The 19,157-nt window shown below is 59.0% G+C and carries 24 protein-coding genes and 3 pseudogenes; 15 read left to right on the top strand and 12 right to left on the bottom strand.

Annotation, left to right across the window (positions count from 1 at the left end; all coding sequences use genetic code 11):
• Positions 1-132 precede the first annotated feature (132 nt).
• From JM946_RS02400 to JM946_RS02380, 5 genes are all read right to left on the bottom strand, one after another.
• On the bottom strand, positions 133-471 hold the full coding sequence (locus JM946_RS02400) for a hypothetical protein (RefSeq protein WP_203165535.1): 339 nt from the start codon (positions 469-471) through the stop codon (positions 133-135).
• A 73-nt stretch (positions 472-544) separates the two neighbouring features.
• On the bottom strand, positions 545-1,036 hold the full coding sequence (locus JM946_RS02395; protein WP_203165534.1) for an SRPBCC family protein: 492 nt from the start codon (positions 1,034-1,036) through the stop codon (positions 545-547).
• Positions 1,037-1,106: 70 nt separating this feature from the next.
• Positions 1,107-1,784, bottom strand: a complete 678-nt coding sequence (locus JM946_RS02390; RefSeq protein WP_218042559.1) for a hypothetical protein — start codon at positions 1,782-1,784, stop codon at positions 1,107-1,109.
• A gap of 87 nt (positions 1,785-1,871) precedes the next feature.
• Complete coding sequence (locus JM946_RS02385; RefSeq protein WP_203165532.1) at positions 1,872-2,249, bottom strand: hypothetical protein; 378 nt, start codon at positions 2,247-2,249, stop codon at positions 1,872-1,874.
• Between the two features lie 212 nt (positions 2,250-2,461).
• Positions 2,462-2,692, bottom strand: a complete 231-nt coding sequence (locus JM946_RS02380; RefSeq protein WP_203165531.1) for a hypothetical protein — start codon at positions 2,690-2,692, stop codon at positions 2,462-2,464.
• A 257-nt stretch (positions 2,693-2,949) separates the two neighbouring features.
• On the opposite strand from JM946_RS02380, the pseudogene JM946_RS02375 reads away from it, so the two are divergent.
• The 14 genes and pseudogenes from JM946_RS02375 to JM946_RS29920 form a co-directional block, all read left to right on the top strand.
• Positions 2,950-3,072 (top strand): annotated as a pseudogene (locus JM946_RS02375) (tyrosine-type recombinase/integrase); the annotation flags it as partial.
• A 197-nt stretch (positions 3,073-3,269) separates the two neighbouring features.
• Entirely contained in the window at positions 3,270-3,602 is a 333-nt protein-coding gene (locus tag JM946_RS02370; RefSeq protein WP_203165530.1) for a hypothetical protein, read from the top strand.
• Positions 3,497-4,120 carry a DUF7919 family protein gene (locus JM946_RS31905; protein ID WP_456115326.1) on the top strand — a complete coding sequence of 208 codons (624 nt, stop codon included), beginning with the start codon at positions 3,497-3,499 and terminating at the stop codon, positions 4,118-4,120. Before JM946_RS02370 ends, JM946_RS31905 begins: the two co-directional genes overlap by 106 nt.
• 69 nt (positions 4,121-4,189) lie before the next feature.
• On the top strand, positions 4,190-4,534 hold the full coding sequence (locus tag JM946_RS02365) for a hypothetical protein (protein WP_203165529.1): 345 nt from the start codon (positions 4,190-4,192) through the stop codon (positions 4,532-4,534).
• Positions 4,535-4,999: 465 nt separating this feature from the next.
• Positions 5,000-5,814, top strand: a pseudogene (locus tag JM946_RS31510) (AbiJ-NTD4 domain-containing protein).
• 622 nt (positions 5,815-6,436) lie between these two features.
• Positions 6,437-6,931: a DUF2314 domain-containing protein gene (locus JM946_RS02350; RefSeq protein WP_203165527.1), complete on the top strand. Its 495-nt coding sequence runs from the start codon at positions 6,437-6,439 to the stop codon at positions 6,929-6,931.
• Between the two features lie 70 nt (positions 6,932-7,001).
• Positions 7,002-7,508 (top strand): hypothetical protein, encoded by a 507-nt coding sequence (locus JM946_RS02345; RefSeq protein ID WP_203165526.1) that lies wholly within the window; start codon positions 7,002-7,004, stop codon positions 7,506-7,508.
• Positions 7,509-7,564: 56 nt separating this feature from the next.
• Positions 7,565-7,726: pseudogene (locus JM946_RS31505) on the top strand (CPCC family cysteine-rich protein); the annotation flags it as partial.
• 139 nt (positions 7,727-7,865) lie between these two features.
• Entirely contained in the window at positions 7,866-8,000 is a 135-nt protein-coding gene (locus tag JM946_RS30880) for a hypothetical protein (RefSeq protein ID WP_269140867.1), read from the top strand.
• Between the two features lie 393 nt (positions 8,001-8,393).
• On the top strand, positions 8,394-8,708 hold the full coding sequence (locus JM946_RS02335; RefSeq protein ID WP_203165524.1) for a hypothetical protein: 315 nt from the start codon (positions 8,394-8,396) through the stop codon (positions 8,706-8,708).
• A gap of 897 nt (positions 8,709-9,605) precedes the next feature.
• The gene (locus JM946_RS02330; protein WP_203165523.1) at positions 9,606-9,884 is read left to right on the top strand and encodes a hypothetical protein; all 279 of its coding nucleotides are present in this window, start codon (positions 9,606-9,608) and stop codon (positions 9,882-9,884) included.
• 60 nt (positions 9,885-9,944) lie between these two features.
• A complete protein-coding gene (locus JM946_RS29925; RefSeq protein ID WP_218042558.1) occupies positions 9,945-10,247 on the top strand; it encodes a hypothetical protein in 303 nt (100 codons plus the stop codon).
• A gap of 98 nt (positions 10,248-10,345) precedes the next feature.
• Positions 10,346-10,600, top strand: a complete 255-nt coding sequence (locus JM946_RS02325) for a hypothetical protein (protein WP_203165522.1) — start codon at positions 10,346-10,348, stop codon at positions 10,598-10,600.
• A gap of 97 nt (positions 10,601-10,697) precedes the next feature.
• On the top strand, positions 10,698-11,072 hold the full coding sequence (locus JM946_RS29920) for a hypothetical protein (RefSeq protein ID WP_218042557.1): 375 nt from the start codon (positions 10,698-10,700) through the stop codon (positions 11,070-11,072).
• A 332-nt stretch (positions 11,073-11,404) separates the two neighbouring features.
• On the opposite strand, the gene JM946_RS02320 is transcribed toward JM946_RS29920, so the two are convergent.
• The 4 genes from JM946_RS02320 to motA form a co-directional block, all read right to left on the bottom strand.
• Entirely contained in the window at positions 11,405-11,935 is a 531-nt protein-coding gene (locus JM946_RS02320) for a hypothetical protein (protein WP_203165521.1), read from the bottom strand.
• Positions 11,932-12,315, bottom strand: a complete 384-nt coding sequence (locus JM946_RS02315; protein ID WP_203165520.1) for a VOC family protein — start codon at positions 12,313-12,315, stop codon at positions 11,932-11,934. The genes JM946_RS02320 and JM946_RS02315 overlap by 4 nt, the downstream gene beginning before the upstream one ends.
• A gap of 148 nt (positions 12,316-12,463) precedes the next feature.
• Positions 12,464-13,456 (bottom strand): flagellar motor protein MotB, encoded by a 993-nt coding sequence (gene motB / locus JM946_RS02310; RefSeq protein ID WP_203165519.1) that lies wholly within the window; start codon positions 13,454-13,456, stop codon positions 12,464-12,466.
• A 12-nt stretch (positions 13,457-13,468) separates the two neighbouring features.
• On the bottom strand, positions 13,469-14,326 hold the full coding sequence (motA, locus tag JM946_RS02305; RefSeq protein WP_203165518.1) for a flagellar motor stator protein MotA: 858 nt from the start codon (positions 14,324-14,326) through the stop codon (positions 13,469-13,471).
• Between the two features lie 183 nt (positions 14,327-14,509).
• On the opposite strand from motA, the gene JM946_RS02300 reads away from it, so the two are divergent.
• The gene (locus tag JM946_RS02300; RefSeq protein WP_203165517.1) at positions 14,510-15,352 is read left to right on the top strand and encodes a secretin N-terminal domain-containing protein; all 843 of its coding nucleotides are present in this window, start codon (positions 14,510-14,512) and stop codon (positions 15,350-15,352) included.
• Between the two features lie 15 nt (positions 15,353-15,367).
• Here JM946_RS02300 and JM946_RS02295 read toward each other — a convergent pair whose 3' ends face one another.
• The 3 genes from JM946_RS02295 to JM946_RS02285 all read right to left on the bottom strand — a co-directional run bounded on the left by JM946_RS02295 (position 15,368) and on the right by JM946_RS02285 (position 19,155).
• A complete protein-coding gene (locus JM946_RS02295) occupies positions 15,368-16,849 on the bottom strand; it encodes a sensor histidine kinase (protein WP_203165516.1) in 1,482 nt (493 codons plus the stop codon).
• Between the two features lie 44 nt (positions 16,850-16,893).
• A complete protein-coding gene (locus JM946_RS02290; RefSeq protein ID WP_203165515.1) occupies positions 16,894-17,565 on the bottom strand; it encodes a response regulator in 672 nt (223 codons plus the stop codon).
• Positions 17,566-17,667: 102 nt separating this feature from the next.
• The gene (locus JM946_RS02285; protein ID WP_203165514.1) at positions 17,668-19,155 is read right to left on the bottom strand and encodes a DegQ family serine endoprotease; all 1,488 of its coding nucleotides are present in this window, start codon (positions 19,153-19,155) and stop codon (positions 17,668-17,670) included.
• Positions 19,156-19,157: the final 2 nt, after the last annotated feature.

The raw sequence follows: 19,157 nt of genomic DNA, 5'->3' as shown, positions 1-19,157 counted from the left end.
GCCAAGAGGGGACATGGTTGACTGCACTTCTAACGCCGCGCGTAAGCCGCGAGCAAAAGCGCATCGCTTTTGCGAGTCGGGTGCCCCCAGGGCACGAACTTGACGCGCTTGTTAGCCATGCAGCGATATGGATTACAGTTCGAACCGACCAGACAACATGTCTACGCTCTCCGCGTCCAACACTACCGCTCCAAGCGCCAACGCTTGGCTGGCGAGTTGATCGGCTTCGACCGAAGTCAAAAGAGCTGCGAAACTCATGAAGAGGCAGGCATCCGTAGGGGTCAGAGCAACGGCATGGCCGAACATCGATCCTGTCCCTTCCTCTCCGTTCCAAACGGCATCCGAACATATCTGTTCCGCCACCTTCCGATAGTCCTCCGTTTTGAATGCTGGATCGCTATCCAGATCAAGCGGATCGAATGGAGTATCAACAGGGTGGGCCGTCTTCACGAGAACAAACTCACTCGCCATTCATATTTCCCCCTTCAGTGGCTAACGCCGCCGCTCACGCGCGCGCGTTTCGCGCGTCGCCTGCAGCGGCTTGTTAGGCCCGCTGCCAACCATCCTTGTGCGCATCTGGTTTTTTATCCGCCACAAGATTCAACTTGATGCCATGCTCAAGGAAAGCTTTGAGGCCTGCAAGCGTCCAGGTGAACCCTTGAGTCGACTCGCCAACGTACTTGACGAGTTCGTCTCCAGTGCCCGTCCAACCAGACTCTGTGATGGCAACATATGTCGTTGCATCGTCGCGCGCGGAAAACTTCCATTCAACCATGGTGCGACCGCTGTATCCGTCCCACTCGATCAGAATACGTTCGTTGAGTTCAATGGCTTTTACGAGCACCAACGTTGACGCTCCGTACATCTCCCAGTGCCATGTGATTCCATGACCAACTTCGAGTCGGCCGCTGCTCTTCGTGAACCAGAGGTTCGTTGTGATATCGGGGTCGATGAAAGCCTCAAACACCTCTGAGACAGGTCTGCGAATGAGCATTTCCGTCTGTGCGACTGGTGCTTTTGTGATCTCTACCTTCATAGCAACCTCCTTTGCGGGCCTAACGCCGCGAATGAGTCGGGCGGCCGGAGGGCGCGAACTCGATGGCCTGCTAGCGCTCATTTTTCTTATACCACCAATCCGGATACGTGGGCATCAAGTGCGGTTTGCGCGCTTTACCATCCGCTTCGATCTGCACAACGAACAGGCTGCGAGGCATATCGTTGATACGTGGAGGTGGGCGCGTGTATTCAAACAGTACGCTATACCCAAACCCGGGAACGCCTACAATGCCCACCGCTCGCGGTTGTACTGCATTCCTGCGTGACTGTGCAATTTCGTCGGCCGGACCAAAGTCCATGATGTCGTTGGCGAGCACCGGCAGACCCTTTGGATGGCCGGCCGCGGTGTAACCGTTTCTCTCGACAAATGTCTCTGCGGTGGAGATCGCCTCCCGCTCCCAGGGCGTGACTGGGACGATCATGTACACGACAAAGACTAGAAGCAGGAACGCCGGCAGCGACGCCATCACCGCGAGTACGGTGACGATAATGCTTCCGATCAATCGAAGCGCCGGACGGCGAATGAGCATTACCATCGCGGTCGTTGCGACAACCAGTGCGACAGCGGACGCCACGAGAAACGCAGTGTCAATGTAGTATGAGAAGATGAAGAAGCTTGCCACTATGCTGGCTAATACCAGCGCACTGGGCAGTAGCAACGCCAACTTGAGTTTCCAGCCGAAACCCGTACGGACCGCATCCGGACTATCTGCTGGCTGCGATGTCATTGTCTTTTGAGCGCTAACGTCTGCGCTCAGCCGCGTGCGTCTTCGCACGTCGGCTGGAGCGCGTTGTTATACGAGCTCTTCGCGTCCCTAACGCCCCCAGAGCAGAACTTTCGTTGCTCGAATCGTTCCGTTGAAGCCATTCATGTGTCCTCCTGCCTTCGCATCAAACTTTCCTCGCACTAGAACATAGGCTCCCTTGTCCAGTTCAGCAGACAGGGAGTCGTTCGGGAGTTCGAGCCATAAACCGTTCGGCATGATACCGGCTTCGATGTCCTCGCGATGGATGTAGATCGCCGAGTGCTCGAAACCGACTGCCGCAAACCCGATGACGACGACATCCTTATCGTGCCACTGCGCCGGGTTGGCCAGCAGTTCGACGATTGAGACTCGAAACTCTTGGCATCTGATCTCTCCGTTCGTGTGAACAGGGTGGAGCCAACGCGGATTCTCCGACTCCGGGAGCATCGCCGCTCCGGATTCGTCTGCAACCGCCGTCCGCGCTGCCCGTTCAGCCGGGGGTATGGCCCGCTCACATGCAGCAATCGGCACGAGGCATAAGCACAGCACAATCGTCGATGTGCGCACAGTTTCAGCTGGTATAACGCCCCGCTTGAGCCGCGAGCAACGGCGCTTCGCCGTTGCGAGTCGTAACCAGCGGCTTGTTGGGCACGACCCGACTACTTTTCTGCTTCGATGAGTTCATAGACGAGGTCCTTGCCCCCGACGATGCTTTCGCTTCCCTTGAGCCGCGACACTTCCATGTGTCCATCTTCGAACACGTCAACTTCCACGCGCTCACCAACGAGTGTAATCGTAACCAAGATCGTGTCGGGACGATGCCGCTGCAAAGTGAAATGAATGTGGCAGCTTTCGAGTGCAGAGACAAGTTCGAAAAGCGGATGGCTCATAGGCTTGACGCCCAACGCCACGAATGAGCCGCGAGCAAAAGCCGGAGGCTTTTGTGAGTCGGGCGCCCGACGGGCGCGCACTCGATTCGTTTGTTAGGCTTCACTGCGGTGGACCAGAACGATCGGGTCATGGACCAAGGTGGCGACTGGCAAGAACAGTAGCCCGAACGGTGGCGACTCGATCATGACGCCTGGCTCCTCCACATTGAATCCCTTCTGCCTTGAAGCCGATTCAATAATCTCCGTAATCGTCCCGTGGCTACGACATCCGAACGGTGCAAGAGCTGCTTGGGCACGCCGATGTCAAGACGACTATGATCTATACGCATGTTCTGAACCGGGGAGGACGTGGAGTAGTAAGCCCGTTAGATAGCATCTGAAGCGGTGCCACGGGCTATAGCGGGCAACCTCTGCCCGGCAGATCGCCACAGCTCCGCCATGCCACCTATCATGACTCGACATCAGGGAAGAAGCGCGCTACAAGCATGCGAATTCGTTGGGAAAAATGTATGCTAGTTCGGTCACTGCCTGATTGGATTACGTCACTTAGGTCGTCTACATATTAGTTAGGCCAGGCATGAGCGACTTCGAGCCCCCGATTCAGAATCTCGAGGCCTTCGATATCGTCGGCGAGCGTCTCGATGGCGGAGTAGATCTAGTTGTTGTTTGCAGCGGCCCTCTTGATGACTCAGCTGATACGCTAGGCCGTCTGCGGCAAAAGATCGGCAACTACTTGCGGGAAGTGGCGAGTCAGAGCTTCCAGGCACAGTTCGGGGCAGAATCGCCAATCACGATATTCATTTCATGTCCCCACTCCGTTTCAGGGGCGGCGGGCGGATTGATCAACATGCTCAGGAAGGAGGCATCAAATCATGGCGTGGAACTCCAACTCGTCAAAGATATGGCCTAACATCCGGCTGGAGTTCGCGCGCATTGCGCGCCCGACTCGCAAAGGCGAAGCGCCTTTGCTCGCGGCTCAGCCGGGGCGTTAGCTGCTTCATGTACTACCGCGACCTCTGTACTGAGACGATGATCACCTCGGGTCCTCAAATCCGGGCGATCGGCTGGCTTGAGAAAGAGCATCAGTTCTCGGTGGCCGAAACGTCGGTCGAATTCCGGAGGCGCCTGGCCAAGCTCGCTGCAGATTGGTCGCGGAGTTCCAGTGCATGTGGCTGGCCCGTTTGTGCCGGTCCACATCTTTGCTCGTTGTGTGGCGAGGCTCGAGGCGTCGGTGAGTTTGCCGTGCCCGGTGCCGGAGTGCTCTATGTCGCTCCGCAGATGATCTCGCACTACGTGGAAGCGCACGAGTACAGCCCGCCACGTGAGTTCATCGAAGCTGTCCTTCAATGTCCCTCGTTCTCATCCGCTGAGTACGCAGAAGCACTAGGTTGTATCGCAGCTAACAAAACAATGGAGCCGACGCGGTGAAACATACGCGCCCTTCCTCAGCGTCATCCCGCCGCGCGGCTCATTGTTGTCGTTAGCCAAGGAAACAAGATGGCCTCTGACTTTGCCTTAGTCACGCAACTGTACGCGTTCATGGATGCAATCCCGATTCTGTGGGCATGGCAAGATTTGCGGGAGTCTTACCGCGACGGGCAGACATTCACTGAACAGCGTGGACCGGACGGCCATTTTCTCCAGTTCGAGTTTCAGGTGCTTGAGGAAGGAACGAAAGATGGTGGCCAGTACCTGCACATCTTAGTAGCAGTCACCGACCCAACTCGCTCGAATGAGCAGCGAGGTGGTAGCAAGACGCCACTCTCCACATCTTTTCTATACTTCGAGAACGGGGAAGTTGACGCCCCGCTGGCTAGGGAAATCTATGAGCGACCTTACTGAGAGGGCTAACAATCGGCTGGAGTTCGCACGCTGCGCGTGCCCGACTCGCAAAAGCGAGGCGCTTTTGCTCGCGGCTCAGCCGAAGAGTTAGGTTTCTGAAACGTATGGAAGCAAATTCCAAAGATAAGCCGCAGCTACTATGCTTCGTGCTATTCCTAGTCCCGCTCGGAGCTGGTGGACTAGCCAAGCTTGCTGGTGTCTCGGACATTATTCGAATCCAAGCCATCGTTGGCTTCATAGTCGTTCTCATCGCGTTGAGCATGTATTTCCGCCGCCGGAAGAATCGATTCGCGCGCAGCTATCTGTTCGTGTCAGGCGTGTGGGTTCTCTTGTCTAGCTTTCTTTTTTGGCCGTCGCAATGAAACCTAACAACGCCATCAACACGGACGGCAAACTCGCACGCGCCTTTGGCGCGCACGAGTTCGCCGCCGGTTATGGCGGGCGTTATGTGCTCAGGAGTGATGCATGAGATTCAGTCAGCGCATTGGCAAGCGCCCCGTCACAACTGTACTTCAAACTGAGGGGATGGATGACGATCTGCGAAGTTCGTTGTGGAACATTCTCGATCTATATATTTGGCAACGTGAAGGTTTCATGTACGCCAAGTATGGTAGTGGGCCAGGTGACATCGATGCATTTAGCATGGCGCTCTGGTTTCACTTCTTCAAAAGACCCATGGATGCTCGGCCGAACCGCACCAGTAAAGTCCTCGACGAGATCCGCAGTTTCTTTTTGGATGCGAATGGTATGAGGTTTACGACTTCCTAGAGTTCGTCCTGGAAAATGAAAAATTGGGCAACATGCAGGAGATGCTGAACGCAATCCTCGAGCGGGAACTCGCGGGCTACCGATATATATCGGGCGCTTTTGCGCCAGTGACTGGCAAGGAAGAGGTTGACTCCATCGAGCAAGCGTTGGAAGACGGGCAATTTGCTGGTGTTGAGGTTCACCTGCGGAGCGCCCTAGACCATCTAAGTTGGAAGCAGAATCCCGATTACCGCAATTCGATCAAGGAGTCCATTTCGGCAGTCGAAAGTTTAGCCAAGGAACTTACCGGCAACTCAAAAGCATCCCTGAGAGATGCACTGCTCATTTTGGAAAAGGATGGAAAGGTTCACCCCGCGCTAAAGAAGGCTCTATCTTCCTTGTACGGCTATACGAGCGACGAAAGCGGAATTCGACACGCCATGCTCGAAGAGCCTACGCTCTCGGCATCGGATGCGAAGTTTTTGCTCGTCGCATGTTCGGCATTCATCAATTACCTCAAAGCCAAGGTATAGGAGTTAACTTTGCGGTATGTGATCGCAAGAGCACATAACAAGCCCATGCACGCGACGTGCGAAGACGCACGCGCGGATGGCAGACGTTAGGCGCAAAGCGTGAACGCTTGGCTCATCACTTGGGAAGGTATGGACCGCCGCATCAGCGATGAAAATCGAGTTGTGGCAGTCCTTTCAAGCAGGCTGTCGAGTTCCTTCGTTGAGGACTTCATCGACATCCACTATCAGAGATGCCGAGGTTCCGTGATGGAGATGGCCCGCCTTGCCAATCGCAGAAAGGAGCGACGGCTCGAAAATCGAATGTTGTTCAGTGGCGTCGATCGAATATTCTATGTACGTCGGATCGATTCTTATACGGTCGTCGCGTCTCAAACTTTACGGTGAAGGAATCGCCGGAGCGCGAAATGGAAAGTATAAAGTGGGTTGAGATGCCTCTCTACAAACGGAACCCGAAGAATGGACATTGTGTCGAGCTTGTTGAGAAAGCGAAGGCTGTGGAAGTTGTCAGGACTTCCCGGAGAGTGCTGGAGAGTGACTTTGGTGCCTAACATCACGCTGGTTCCGACTCGCAAAAGCGAGGCGCTTTTGCTCGCGGCACAGCGTGGGCGTTGGGCTTAAGGAAATGAGCACGATCATATTCGTCTTCGTTACAGCCATCCTCATCTGGGGTGCGTGGTGGTGGTTCATTGCCAGGAATCGACCTGCTTTACCGCCGCTTGCCATCGATGACAACGATCCTTTGATGATTGAGGCGCGTGAAAAAGCCAAGGATTCTCTCCCGCAGATGCTCGAGCTATTCAAAGATGCGAAGGGCCATACGAATGTAAAGGTTCCATTTGTCACCAGTTCCGGGGAAACAGAGCACTTGTGGGCAGAGTTGCTGAGCGTTGAAGGGCCATACGTACGCGTGCGGTACATGACGCCGCCGGTCACGCACACCGGGGAACTTGAGCGCTTGCAAACGCATGCTCTCGGCGACATCGAAGACTGGGTAGTAACTAAGGATCCGAAGAGGTATCTCGGCGGCTACTCGATGCGAGTGATGTTTCGGCGTGGTCGTGAGCTTTGGGGTGACCTGCCACCGGAGCTCAAGGAAGAGGAGGCTAAGTATGCATAGCCCAACAAGTTGCTGCACGCGACGTGCGGAGACGCACGCGCGTGAGCAATGGCGTTAGCCGGAAGAGCACATGATCTCCCTAGATGACCAGCATTGGCGAGAATTGAAAGGTGGTTATCGCCTCGCTTATGACGCGTCAGTGGCACTCCGAGGGCTTGAAGCCGGAAACGACACCTGGAGTGAACTCTGGGACCAGCTCCATCATCAGGGAGACGTGGATGTCGCGTCGTATGCAGCGGTCCCGCATCTGGTTCGGATTGCCAAGGCCGCGGCAACAAGGGACTGGAATTTGTATGGGTTGGCGGGTGTGATCGAGGCTGAGCGTCACCGCAAGACCAATCCGCCGGTACCGAGCTGGCTGCAGCCCGAGTACGAAGCCGCTTTAGAGGACCTCGTTACATTGGCGCTTAAGGATGTAGCGCAGACGCCGGACGCCTCAACGCGGCAGGCCGCTCTGGGCGTTATCGCGCTGATTCGAGGAGATCGGCAACTCGGTACTTTGCTGTTGCACTTGGATTCATCGGAAATCGAAGAATTGGCGGAGGAGCGACTCCTTTGGTCAAGGTTGTACGGCTAACAAGTTGCTGCACGCGACGCGCGAAGACGCGCGCGCGTGAGCAATAGCGTTAGCGCATGAAGGGTGCTGAGAAATCTTTCCCGTGCCCCAGTTGTGGTTTCGAGGTTTTCTCGGGGCCTGCTGGCTCCTATGAGATATGTAGGCTTTGTGGTTGGGAAGACGATCACGTGCAGTTGCGATTCCCAGCCCTGGCAGGCGGTGCAAACAAGTCCAGCCTCTTCCAGCATCAGTTGCTGGCACTCGCGAAGTGGCCGGCCACCGTGGCCGTAGCCAACGGCTTCCGTCGCGCCAAGGGATGGCGTCCCGCGTGCGAAGTTATGTCGCCAAGATCGCCTGCATCGGGGCGGGAGTACTTCAATGCAGCGGCGGAAGAAGTTCCGCAGTATTATTGGCAGCAACATGCAACGCGCTTACAAGTCGCTGGAGCCGGCGCCGGTGAGAAACGCGCTTTCACTCAGCGTCGGCAGCGGCGCGGCTCAGCTCGGTCGTTAGGTATTCAGATGGGAGCAGGTGAGTTCTGGTTCGAGGTGCGAAAGCGGAGGAATCTGTTCTTCCTCGCGGCTCTATCATGGCTCGTAATCGGCCCGGTGTGCTTCTTCCTATACTCAGCAGTGTTGCCAACGGAGTTGCTGCCAGGGTACGCGGCGATCTTCACGTGGATGGCGCTAATGTGGTGGCTGCAGAAGCGAGTAACTGACCTAAGTTGCTTCAGTTGTGGCGAGCAGGCGTTTAGCCATGCGTTCTTCTTCATGCGCCACGCAAGATGCAAGCACTGCGGAGCCGCGTATGTCGGAACCTAACATCACGCTGGTTCCGACCCGCACCAAAAGCGAGGCGCTTTTGCTCGCGGCACAGCGTGGGCGTTAGGCCGCTAGGGAGTCTTTCATGCCGACGAGAGAAGAGCTGGTCGAGCATCTTTGGCAAGAGATCATCAATCCGCTTGATGATCCCTCCACGCTTGACAACATCGTTGCCAACTGCAAACGACACCCTGGTGGCACCTTTGCAGAGGTGGGGCCAGCTATTGAACGGGCTCTGGCAGCTGGTGTTTCGCCGGCGGACCTGTGCCTGATTAACCGTAGCGCCACCTACGAAGCTGTCTTTGGCACCCTCTATGCCATCGGCGATCCTGGCGTCGATGACAATGACGTTTTCGGTCTGTACGAGATTCTGGCCACGTCCCCCAGCGCCAAATGGTGACCGGGGCGCGGCCTAACATCCAGATGCAGCGGACGTGTCAAAAGCGACACGCCTTTTGCAGAACGCAAAAGTCGCGCCCCTTTTGCCACGTCGCTGATCTGGGGCGTCAGGGCTCAAGATTCGTATGGTTTACTTAGCACTTGATCGCCGATCAGCACTGGAAGCCATTCGGGCGGCGAAGGCTGGAGGTCATTCCGTGTGGGTGGGAGCAGATGCCATCTCGGAGGAAGAGCATCGTCGGTTCGGGTCAGATGGCGTGAGCGTAACTCGGTTCAACTATGCGCTAACCGGCACAGAGGTTTCGGTAGTCGAAGAAGCAATAGCTACCGTCCAAGAGCATCATCCGGGCGAGGTCATTTGGGTGCAGCATGTGGCAAAGCCCTAACAATCGGCTCGAGTCCGCGCGCTACGCGCGCCCGACTCGCAAAAGCCTCCGGCTTTTACTCGCGGCTCAGCCGAGGCGTTGGGCGAAATGAATCATGTCGGATATACGAAAACGACGGAAGGCAACAGTCACTTACTGCCGAAGTTATCTGGTGACGCTCGGGCTCGCGTTCGGCGCAGTGGCCATCTTTGTCTGGCACATAGACGGCGACCGCGCCGACACGTGGTGGGCGCACATTCTACTATTTGCATTATTCTTTGGTGGTCTCGTCCTGATAGGACTCGGATTGTTCGGCCCATCGAAGAAGATGGAGAGATGGGCTGACTCAGCATCAACGCATTGGGCCAGTCTGATCATTATGGTATTGGCTTATCCGGTGTACATGATCATGTCTCGCTTATACAAGGAGAATTGAGCATGCTTCCAAACAAGCGCATGAACTCCGCTCCCGTTGGTCGCCCGACTCGCAAAGAGCTACGCTCTTTGCTCGCGGGTTATGCGCGGCGTTATGCGTGAAGAAGAAAGATGACCTGGGCGAATGGGGCGAGGGCGGAGAACCTGAGCACCGTATCGCATTTCCGTTCCGGATCTGGACGGACGAGAGGGACTTCAAGATCGGCCTGGTCGATGCCAAGGACTCGCCATGGAGTCATGTAACGTTCCTTGGGCGCATCCTAGATCGCGATGAAGCACTGAAGCACGAGTGGATCGACGATGTTTTTCACATCACTGATCACATGGTCACAGACGATGCAGAGATCACCCAATACTTCGGCGCACATGGCGCATAACAAGCCATTTCACGCGACGTGCGCAACGCACGCGGGTGATGGCGGGCGTTAGGGTGCAAGATGGAGTGGCTTCCAGCGTTGGTTGTATATGTGATTGCGGTGGCCGCGTATGCGTTGATGCAGAGGCGCCAGTTTGCGCGTGATCTGGCGAAGGTGCAGAGATATACAGTGCTTCCGCTTCACTACGAGTTGGCCTGTTGGTGCCTGGTGTTGCCATTGATCGTTGCCGTTCCCCTCATTCTCTGGATGGTGTTCGATTCGCCTTACTTGGCTGCTCTGGCGCATGTTCTGGGGCTGGGTGCGTTCGCTGGCTTGGAAATCGCATGTGTGTCTGTTTATCGGAGGAACGGACTGTGGGACTGAGCCCTAACATCCGGCTGGAGTGCGCGCGCGTTGCGCGCCCGACTCGCAAAACCCTTCGGCTTTTGCTCGCGGCTCAGCCGGGGCGTTAGGGCTAGAGAATGGGAATATCCATCGGTGAGCGTGTTGAGCAGCTCCTGTTTGGGAGCGGGCTCACAGTCGAGAATTACTACATCGAGCGCACACCCGTCAGTGAGGTCATTTGCTACAAGAACCGCGAAGGACGGCGCTTCGATCTATTGGTCGACGATGACGCGCTCGGCACCCTTGCGAAACGACGACTGCTAGAACTCGGCGTTAAAGTGGATTCAATCGGCGTCGAAGGAGTGTCATCCGATGCATCAGCCAAGCCCTAACAAGCGAATCGAGTCCGCGCGCGTTGCGCGCCCGACTCGCAAAAGCCTCCGGTTTTTGCTCGCGGCTCATTCGCGGCGTTAGGCCTGGGGGCAGAAGATGTTCGGATTGTGCAAGCGTCCGACAGATACCAACAAACTCTGGTTGCTTAACCTGCACATCGGACGCGGCACAAATTCAGAAATGCCCACCGATCTGGCTGGGGCCTATGTCGCTGCATTCGTTGCTGCCACGGACCACGAAGCGGCCGCACGCGCAGTCGTGGCCCATCTTGCGATGAGAGGCTACGAATTCTTGGACATCTCCGACCACAAGATTCACCAGCTGGACCCTCAGAGGTGGACATCGTATGTCGCAGAATCGTGGCCGGAGTTCGTGTCGCACTTTCCGACCCAGGGCCAAGTGATCTCGGGATTGGCGGACGGGAAGATATTCTTTGGACCGTTTGCCGGTTACGAACAGCGTGAAGCCTAACAACGCCATCGATACGGACGGCGAACTCGCACGCGCCTTTGGCGCGCACGAGTTCGCCGCCGGTTATGGCGGGTGTTGGGCGGGATCTACACCCTGATGCGTGTCGATGGATCAAGGTTTCAGATTTGGGTGCAAGCGTCACGTGGGCGGCGCGTGGTCTTCCTGTTCCTTGTGTTCTCCGTGGCGCCGCTACTCACCGTTGCGGCACTTGGGCTGTTCGTTCTGTTCATTTACTTCCTGGCCTCCCGGGGAGCTGGCGCCTTCCGGACATGCAGGTTACGAATGCCACAACGCTTGCTTCGAGATGAACACCCACTGGCCAGACTCTCGCTTCACTCGATATAGTGGCCCGCACAGAGCTCGCCACAGTTGTATCCAAACTCTACGTCGTAAGCGCCGTCACGCAGACGCTTAATGGAGGAGACATACACCTCGGTGTTGCTCAGATAGGTTCCAGTCGCATCCTGGAACGCCGGCTCACGCTGGCTTCTGACGTAACGGGATGCGGGTTCCGTCACCAGGCCCAGCGCCAGCAGCTTGGCTTGCGTGGTTGGATCGAGATCTTCACCGAAGACCGAGACGAAGTATTGATTCCTGGTGTTCTTGAACTCGGATTCGTTGTTCTTGAAAGAGGCCTTCAGCACCACTGCGACGATGTCTCGGAAGTCGTCGGGGAAGTTGGCTGCCGCGCGCTTCTGCTTTTCGCGTTCGGCAGCTTCCCAGGCTTCGAAATGCTCAGCGGAGCGGAAATTCTTGCAGTCGCCACTCGATATGGGTCCGAAGCAAACCCTGAACGGTTCCCTGGCGCAGGCTGCTAGCACCAGAACGGCTAGGATCAGGATCAGAGAAGGAACGTGCTTCATGTTTGTGGAGCGTTCTCGATGCCCTGGCCGATGCGCCAGAGAACGCTGGTGGGGTCGTCGATGGTGAAGTCGCGGATGCCCCAGGGGCGATCGGCGGGAGGCAGGACGCGGACGCCGTATTTCTTGGCGAGTTGGGCTGCCTCGACATGGCGCCACCACGATTCCACATCCTCGACCAGCAGATGCATCATGAAGTTTTCCGCATGCTCCTTGACGTAGAAGCGCTGCAGGAGGAAGGTGCATGCGCCGGCATGGAACTGAGCCATAACGTCTGACGACCAGCCAAGCGTGAATCCCAGATCGATATAGAATTGCTTGGAAAGTTCGAAGTCCTTCGCCGGGACGAAAGCTTTGAGTTCCACGGTCGCCATGTTGGACATGTTTTCTCCTTGTTCCCAGTGAACATCAGCGAGCGAAGGTGTCCGTCCGGTGGGCACGATAGTGCCGCGACGTAGCCAGCGTCAATCGAATAGATCAACCCTCGCGGGTGCCCAGATCGCGGCGGCGTTTCTGCAGAAACTTGTATGACTACTGGGGCAACCCGATCGGAGAAACGGCGGCGATCGGAGCAGCAGCGCCGCCAGTGGAGCCTTCGCTGGAAGGCGAAGCGCCGTCGGGTTGAACGGCGAGCAAGGTGCCGTTCTCGTGAAGGATGGCTTCTTCGGTGCGACGGTTCATCACGATGATGCTGATGCGCCGGTTCACCGGGCTGTCCGGCACGGCGGTGTCGAGCAGCACACTCGAGGCCAATCCAACCACGCGGCCGACCTTCTCCTGCGGCAGGCCGCCGACGATCAGCGCGCGGCGAGCGGCGTTGGCGCGATCGGCGGACAACTCCCAGTTGCTGTAGTTGTTGGCGACGTATGGCTTGATATCGGTGTGGCCGCTGATGCTGATGCGGTTCGGCACCGTCTTGATGATGTTCGCCAGCTCGTAAAGGATCTTGGCGGTGAACTCTTCCAATCGCGAGCTGCCCAGAGGGAACATCGAGCGGCGTTCGTGATCGATGATCTGAATGCGCACGCCCTCGGGTGTGATGTCGAGCAGGATCTGATCCTTGAACTTGGCCAGCGCCTCGCGCGCCTCGATGGCCTGCTTCAATTCGTTCATCAGCGCAGCCAATCGCTCGCGATCGAGCTCTTCAGCGCGCTTCTCGGCTTCGTCGTCGTTGCTGGCCGGCGCCTCCTGGATATCGCTGGCGGTGTGCAACTCCATCGCGCCGCCGAGCTGGATCATGCTGGTGCTCGCGCCGCCGGGTCCTTGCACAGCGGAGGACGAAGGCGCAGTGCTGGCGCCTGCCGCGCCGGAGGGATTGTTGAAATATTCGGAGATCGCGCCCTTCTGCTGTTCGGTGGTGGAACCCATCAGCCACAGGAGCAGAAAGAACGCCATCATCGCGGTGGCGAAGTCGGCGAAGGCCACTTTCCACGAGCCGCCATGATGGCCATGGCCGCGCTTCTTGACCTTCTTGATGATGATAGGTCGAAGCGCTTCGCCGCCCCCACCGTTGCCGCGTGCCATGACGTGCCCCGATCAGGACTTCTTGCCGCGCAGCTGCGCTTCGAGATCTTTGAAGCTCGGGCGCAGATCCGCGGGCGTCGACTTGCGACCGAACTCGATCGCGATCTGCGGCGGATGACCCTGCAGGAATCCCATGATGCAGGTCTTGATGGCGGTGTAGAACGCCGTCTCGTCGCGCGCGCGACGCTCCATCGCCTTGCTCATCGGGCCGAGCAGACCGTAGGCGAGCAGGATGCCCAGAAAGGTGCCGACCAGCGCGGCGGCGACCTTGATGCCGATCTCTTCCGGCGGACCGCCGAGCGCGCCCATGGTGTTCACGATGCCGAGCACCGCCGCGACGATGCCGAAGCCGGGCATCGCGTCGGAGACGTTGTTCAGCGCCTGCGCCGGCTCTTCGCCGCTGTGGTGATGCGTTTCGATTTCCAGATCCATCAGCGCTTCGAGCTGGTGCTGGTCCATGTCGCCGCTGATGATCAGGCGCAGATAGTCCTGAATGAATTCCACCGCGTGATGATCTTTCATGATCAGCGGCCGCTTCTTGAACAGCTCGCTCTTCTCGGGCTCTTCGATGACGCGCTCCAGGCCCATCATGCCTTCCTTGCGCGCGATCGACAGCAACTCGTACATGACCGAGAACAGCGCGAGGTAGTGATCCTTTTTGTACGGGGAGCCTTTCAGCAACGCAGGAATGCTGGCCGCCACCCGTTTGGTGACGCTGAACGGATTGGCGATGATCAGCGCGCCGATGGCCGCGCCGCCGATGATGACCAGTTCGAAGGGTTGCCAAAGCGCCGCGAGCTGGCCGCCATGAGCGGCGAAGCCGCCCAGCACGCAGCCGAACACCACCACGATGCCGAGGATCAGATTCATTGAGTTTCCGGAACCGACAGACGAGCCGCGGTTCAAGGACCGCACAGCTCCTGATTCGGCATAATCTGCTGCGGCTTGAGAGGCCGACGCCGCGGCAAAGCCGCTGTTTGTGCTTAGGCGTTTGCCTGAGCCGGTCGAATAATCATCTCCGCACAGGCACTTAGGCCCGTGCAGCGAGGCTTCATGAACAATTCGCGCAAGCAGAATGGTCGGCTGCAGCCATGGTCCTGGGTGGGCATCAGCGCCTGCCTGATTGCAGCGCTGGCATGGGCGCAGTCGCTGACGGTCATCGATCTGAAGCATCGGCGCGCCGAGGAGCTCATCCCCGTGCTTCAGCCGTTGCTCGAACAGGGCGGCGCGCTGACAGGACAGGATTACAAGCTGTTCGTTCGTGCCAGCAATGCGAACCTCGCACAGCTGCGCTCGGCGGTGGAGCAGCTGGATCGGCAACAGCGTCAGATGCTGGTCTCAGTTCGACGAAGCACGGCGCAGGACATTCAGCGCGAACAAGCCTCGGCATCAGGAACGTTGCGCACCGGTGATGGCGGTGTTTCCGTCAACGAACGGCCGCGGTCCAGATCGGGTGTCACCGTGCGTGCCGGCGAGCGCACGCTGCAGACTCAGAATTCCAGCGTGTCGAGTGTCTCCGTGCTCGAAGGCAGTTCCGCATTCATTGCTACGGGCACCAGCGTGCCGATCGTCACTGCCGTCGCCATCGGCGGCGGTCGTCGTCCGTTCGTCGCAGGCGCCGTCGAGCATCGCGATCTCCAGCGCGGCTTCATGGTCACGCCGCGACTGGCCGGCGAGCAGGTCATCCTGGAAATCTCACAACAGGACGAACGCGTTTCCGGCGGCGGCATCCAGTCCCAATCCTTGAACACACAGGTGACGGGGCGCCTGGGAACCTGGATCCAACTCGGCAGCGTCAGCGAGTCCTCCTCCCGCACCGACAGCGGCATTCTCAGTCGCAACTACAGCACCGGCGCCAACGAACTCGCGATCTGGGTGAAGGTGGACCCGCAATAGTTTCGCAAGGTTCTTTCAAGTGACGTTGCTCGACAGCCGCTGCGGCTGGACCGGCAGCACACATTGCACGCGCAGACCGGGGCGGTTGTCGAGGAGTTCGATGGCGGCGCGGTGCAGGCGCATAACGGCGGCGACGAGGCTCAGACCGAGGCCGCTGCCGACTTGATCGCGATCGCGTTCGAGGCGCACGAAGGGTTGCAGAATGCGGGTGCGGTCGGCTTCGGGAATACCGGGACCGTTGTCGGCCACACATAGCGTGACGGCATTGCCGTCGCTGCGCACGCTGGCTTCCACCTTGCCGCCATCGGGCACGTACTTGATGGCGTTCTCCAACAGGTTGACCACAGCTTGCGCGAGCAGTTGACGATTGCCGTGCAAGATGGCGGTGGTATCGCCGCGATAGTCGAGGCTGATGTTTCTATTACCGGCTTCGGGTTGATACAGCTCGACCAACTCGCGAGCGAGCGCGGCGACATCGACGTCTTCGGTAGGAACGTCGCGGCCGCGGCCGTCGGTCTGCGCGATCTGCAACAATGTTCCCAAGGTTCGTTGCACGCGATCCAGTTCGGCGAGCGTGGCTTCCATCGTCTCGCGAACGTTGTCGGCCAGCCCCTCATGTTGTAACGACTCTTCGATACGAACGCGCGCGCGATACAAAGGTCCACGCAAGTCGTGAGCAGCGCTATCGAAGGTCGTGCGAAGCATTTCGGTCTGCTGCTCGATGGTTTCAAGCATGCGATTGACCGCCGCGGCCAGCGCATCGAACTCATCGTGCGCAGGTTCAACTGGCAAACGTCTGGACAAATCGCCGGCCATGATCGATTCGCAAGTCGCCGCGACGGCGCGAACGCGACGGCGAATGCGCCGGCTGTAACTCAACCCGAAGAGCGTTGCCAACAGCACACTCGCGCCCACGCCCCAGAACATCGCCGTGCGCAGCCGCGATGCCAGCCGACTGCGATCCAGAATGTCCGTGCCAACGAGCAGCCAGCGATTGCCGGGCAACCGAATGATCTGTGCGCGCACCGGATGCGACACGGCGCCGCCCGCTTCGCTGGCGTCGATTTCGAACTCGACCCAGTCGTTGTAGCGGCTGACCACCTGGGGCCAACGCGCGAGATTGCCGGCGAGAGGGAAGCCGTTGCTTTCGACCAGGAGATACACCGCGCCGGTTCGGCCCCAGCCGTCGGCGCGACGATGCAGCGTCGAGATCAGCTGCAGCAGGCCGCCTCGCGAGTAGTCGTCGACCAGGTTGTTGACTTCGGAATTGATCACCGCGTCGACTTCCTGGTCGAGCACGCGCGCCGTCAGGAAATAAACAGCGGTGAGCACCAGCGTGACGCCGACGGCGAAAATCACGATGAACAGCATCGCGAGCCGCGACGTGGACAGTCGCATGCGCGGTCGCGGGCGCGTCTTCGGCCCGCCGGTATCCGGCCTGCCGGCGTCGGTCATGCGTTCGCTGCTCTGAATGATCGTGGATGAAGTGGCGGCCATTCTACCCGGGAATCCGGCCCGGCCGCCGGTCGCCAGACCCGCGCCTATTCCTTCAACACATAGCCCGCGCCACGCACCGTGTGGATCAGCGGACGGGAAAACCCTTTGTCGACGGCGTTGCGCAGGCGGCTCATGTGCACGTCGGTGATATTGGTCTGCGGATCGAAGTGCAGGTTCCAGACGCCTTCGAGCAGCATGGTGCGGGTGACCACCTGGCCGGGCCGGCGCATCAGGAACTCCAGCAACTGAAATTCCTTGGTGGTGAGATCGATGTTCTGTCCGGCGCGCGTGACTTTGCGGGCCAGCAGATCCAGCTCCAGGTCGGCGACTTTGAGTCGGCTCGATTCGGCCAATGCCGAGCCGCGGCGGCTCAACGCTTCGATGCGCGCGAGCAGTTCGGCGAACGCGAAAGGTTTGGTGAGGTAATCGTCGCCGCCGGCCTTCAGGCCATGGACGCGATCGTCGACGGTGCCGAGCGCCGAGAGGATCAACACCGGAGTGCGATCGTTGCGCTCACGCAGGGTGGTGATGATGGTGAGCCCGTCGACATGCGGCAACTGTCGATCGGCAATGATCACGTCGTAGTGACGTTGCGTGGCCTTCTCCAGGCCGTCGCGCCCATCCGGGCTGTGATCGACGCTGTAGCCGCTTTCGCGCAGGCTTTTGATGAGGTATTCGGCGGCCTGCAGATCGTCTTCGATGAGCAGTAGTTTCATGCAGTCGAGCTGACCGGCGCTGACCGGCGATGGCGGGGAGGGGAGCCGAGGAGAAGTTTCCGCCATCGCCGATCAGCATTCAAACGGGGACACAAACCGAGGTTAGCCCACCCGGACCGGCACGAAGATCTGGCCGCCTTCGCGCTCGATCAGCAAGGCCACCACTTTGCCTTTGCTCTTGCGGGCCGCGTTCTTCAGGTCTTCGACCGACTTCACCGGCTTGTTGTTGACCGCGAGGATGATGTCGCCTCGCTGCACACCGGCAGCGGCCGCCGGGCCGTCGGAATCTTCGACGACCAGGTTGCCCTCAGTGTCGACCTGTTGTTTCTCCTCGCGATCCAGCGGACGCACCACGAGGCCGAGCTTGGCCGTCTCGTCGGCTTCGGGGTCGTCGCGATTGGCGACCTTGACGCCTTTCTCCGCGATCTCCACCGGCTTGGCGGTCAGGCGTTTGATGCCGCCGTCGCGCCACACCTCGATATTCACGGTGCTGCCGGGCTTTTTCGAAGCGATGATGCCGGGCAACTGCGAGGACGTTTCGATCTCGGCGCCGTCCACCTTCAAGATCACGTCGCCGGCCTTGATGCCGGCCTTCTCGCCCGGGCCGTCGTTTTCGACCATGCCGACCAGCGCGCCGCGGGGGCGATCCAGGCCGAACGATTCGGCGAGCTGCGCATTCACATCCTGAATCGACACACCGATGCGGCTGCGAGTCACCTTGCCGGTGGACACCAGCTGCTGTTGCACGTTGCTGGCGACGTCGATGGGGATCGCGAACGACAGACCCATGTAGCCGCCGCTGCGGCTGTAGATCTGCGAGTTGATGCCGACCACCTCGCCCTGCATGTTGAACAGCGGACCGCCGGAGTTGCCGGGGTTCACGGCCACGTCGGTCTGAATGAACGGCGCATAGTTGCTGCCCGGCATGGAGCGCGAAGTGGCGCTGACGATGCCGGCGGTGACGCTGTTCTCGAAGCCGAACGGCGAGCCGATGGCGATCACCCACTCACCGGGCCGCAGCTTGGACGCGTCGCCGATTTTCACCGTAGGCAGATTGGTGGCGTCGATCTTGAGTACCGCGATGTCCGTGGCCGGATCGGTGCCCACCACCTTGGCCGTGTACTCGCGGCGATCGGTGGTCTTCACCGTGACTTCTTCGGCGTTATCCACCACGTGGGCATTGGTCAGGATGTAACCATCCGGGCTCACGATGAAGCCGGAACCCTCACCGCGCGGCTGAGGAATGTTCTGGCGGCCGCGGGGTACGGGCTGGCCGAAGCGGCGGAAGAATTCGTAGAACGGATCGTTCGGCGACATGCCCGGGAAGTCGGCCACGGGCTGGCTCTTGCCGACCACCGCGACGTTCACGACGGCGGGGCCGTAGCGATCGACCAGCGAGGCGAAATCGGGAAGGGCCGCCGCCAAGTTGCGCGGCGAGGCGGTTTCAACGGCCGGCGGCGCGCTCGATGCGGCAGATTGAACTGGATTGTCCGCGAAGCTGCCAGAGCAGCCAGCCATCGCGACTCCGAGGACGACGGCCACCGCCGTCGCTGTGGCCTTGGCTCGCTTGAAGGGTTGTCTGACCGGCATTG

It is taken from the genome of Steroidobacter gossypii, assembly GCF_016801985.1.
GTDB classification, from domain to species: Bacteria; Pseudomonadota; Gammaproteobacteria; order Steroidobacterales; family Steroidobacteraceae; genus Steroidobacter; species Steroidobacter gossypii.
This window is presented reverse-complemented; position numbering and strand designations above follow the sequence as displayed.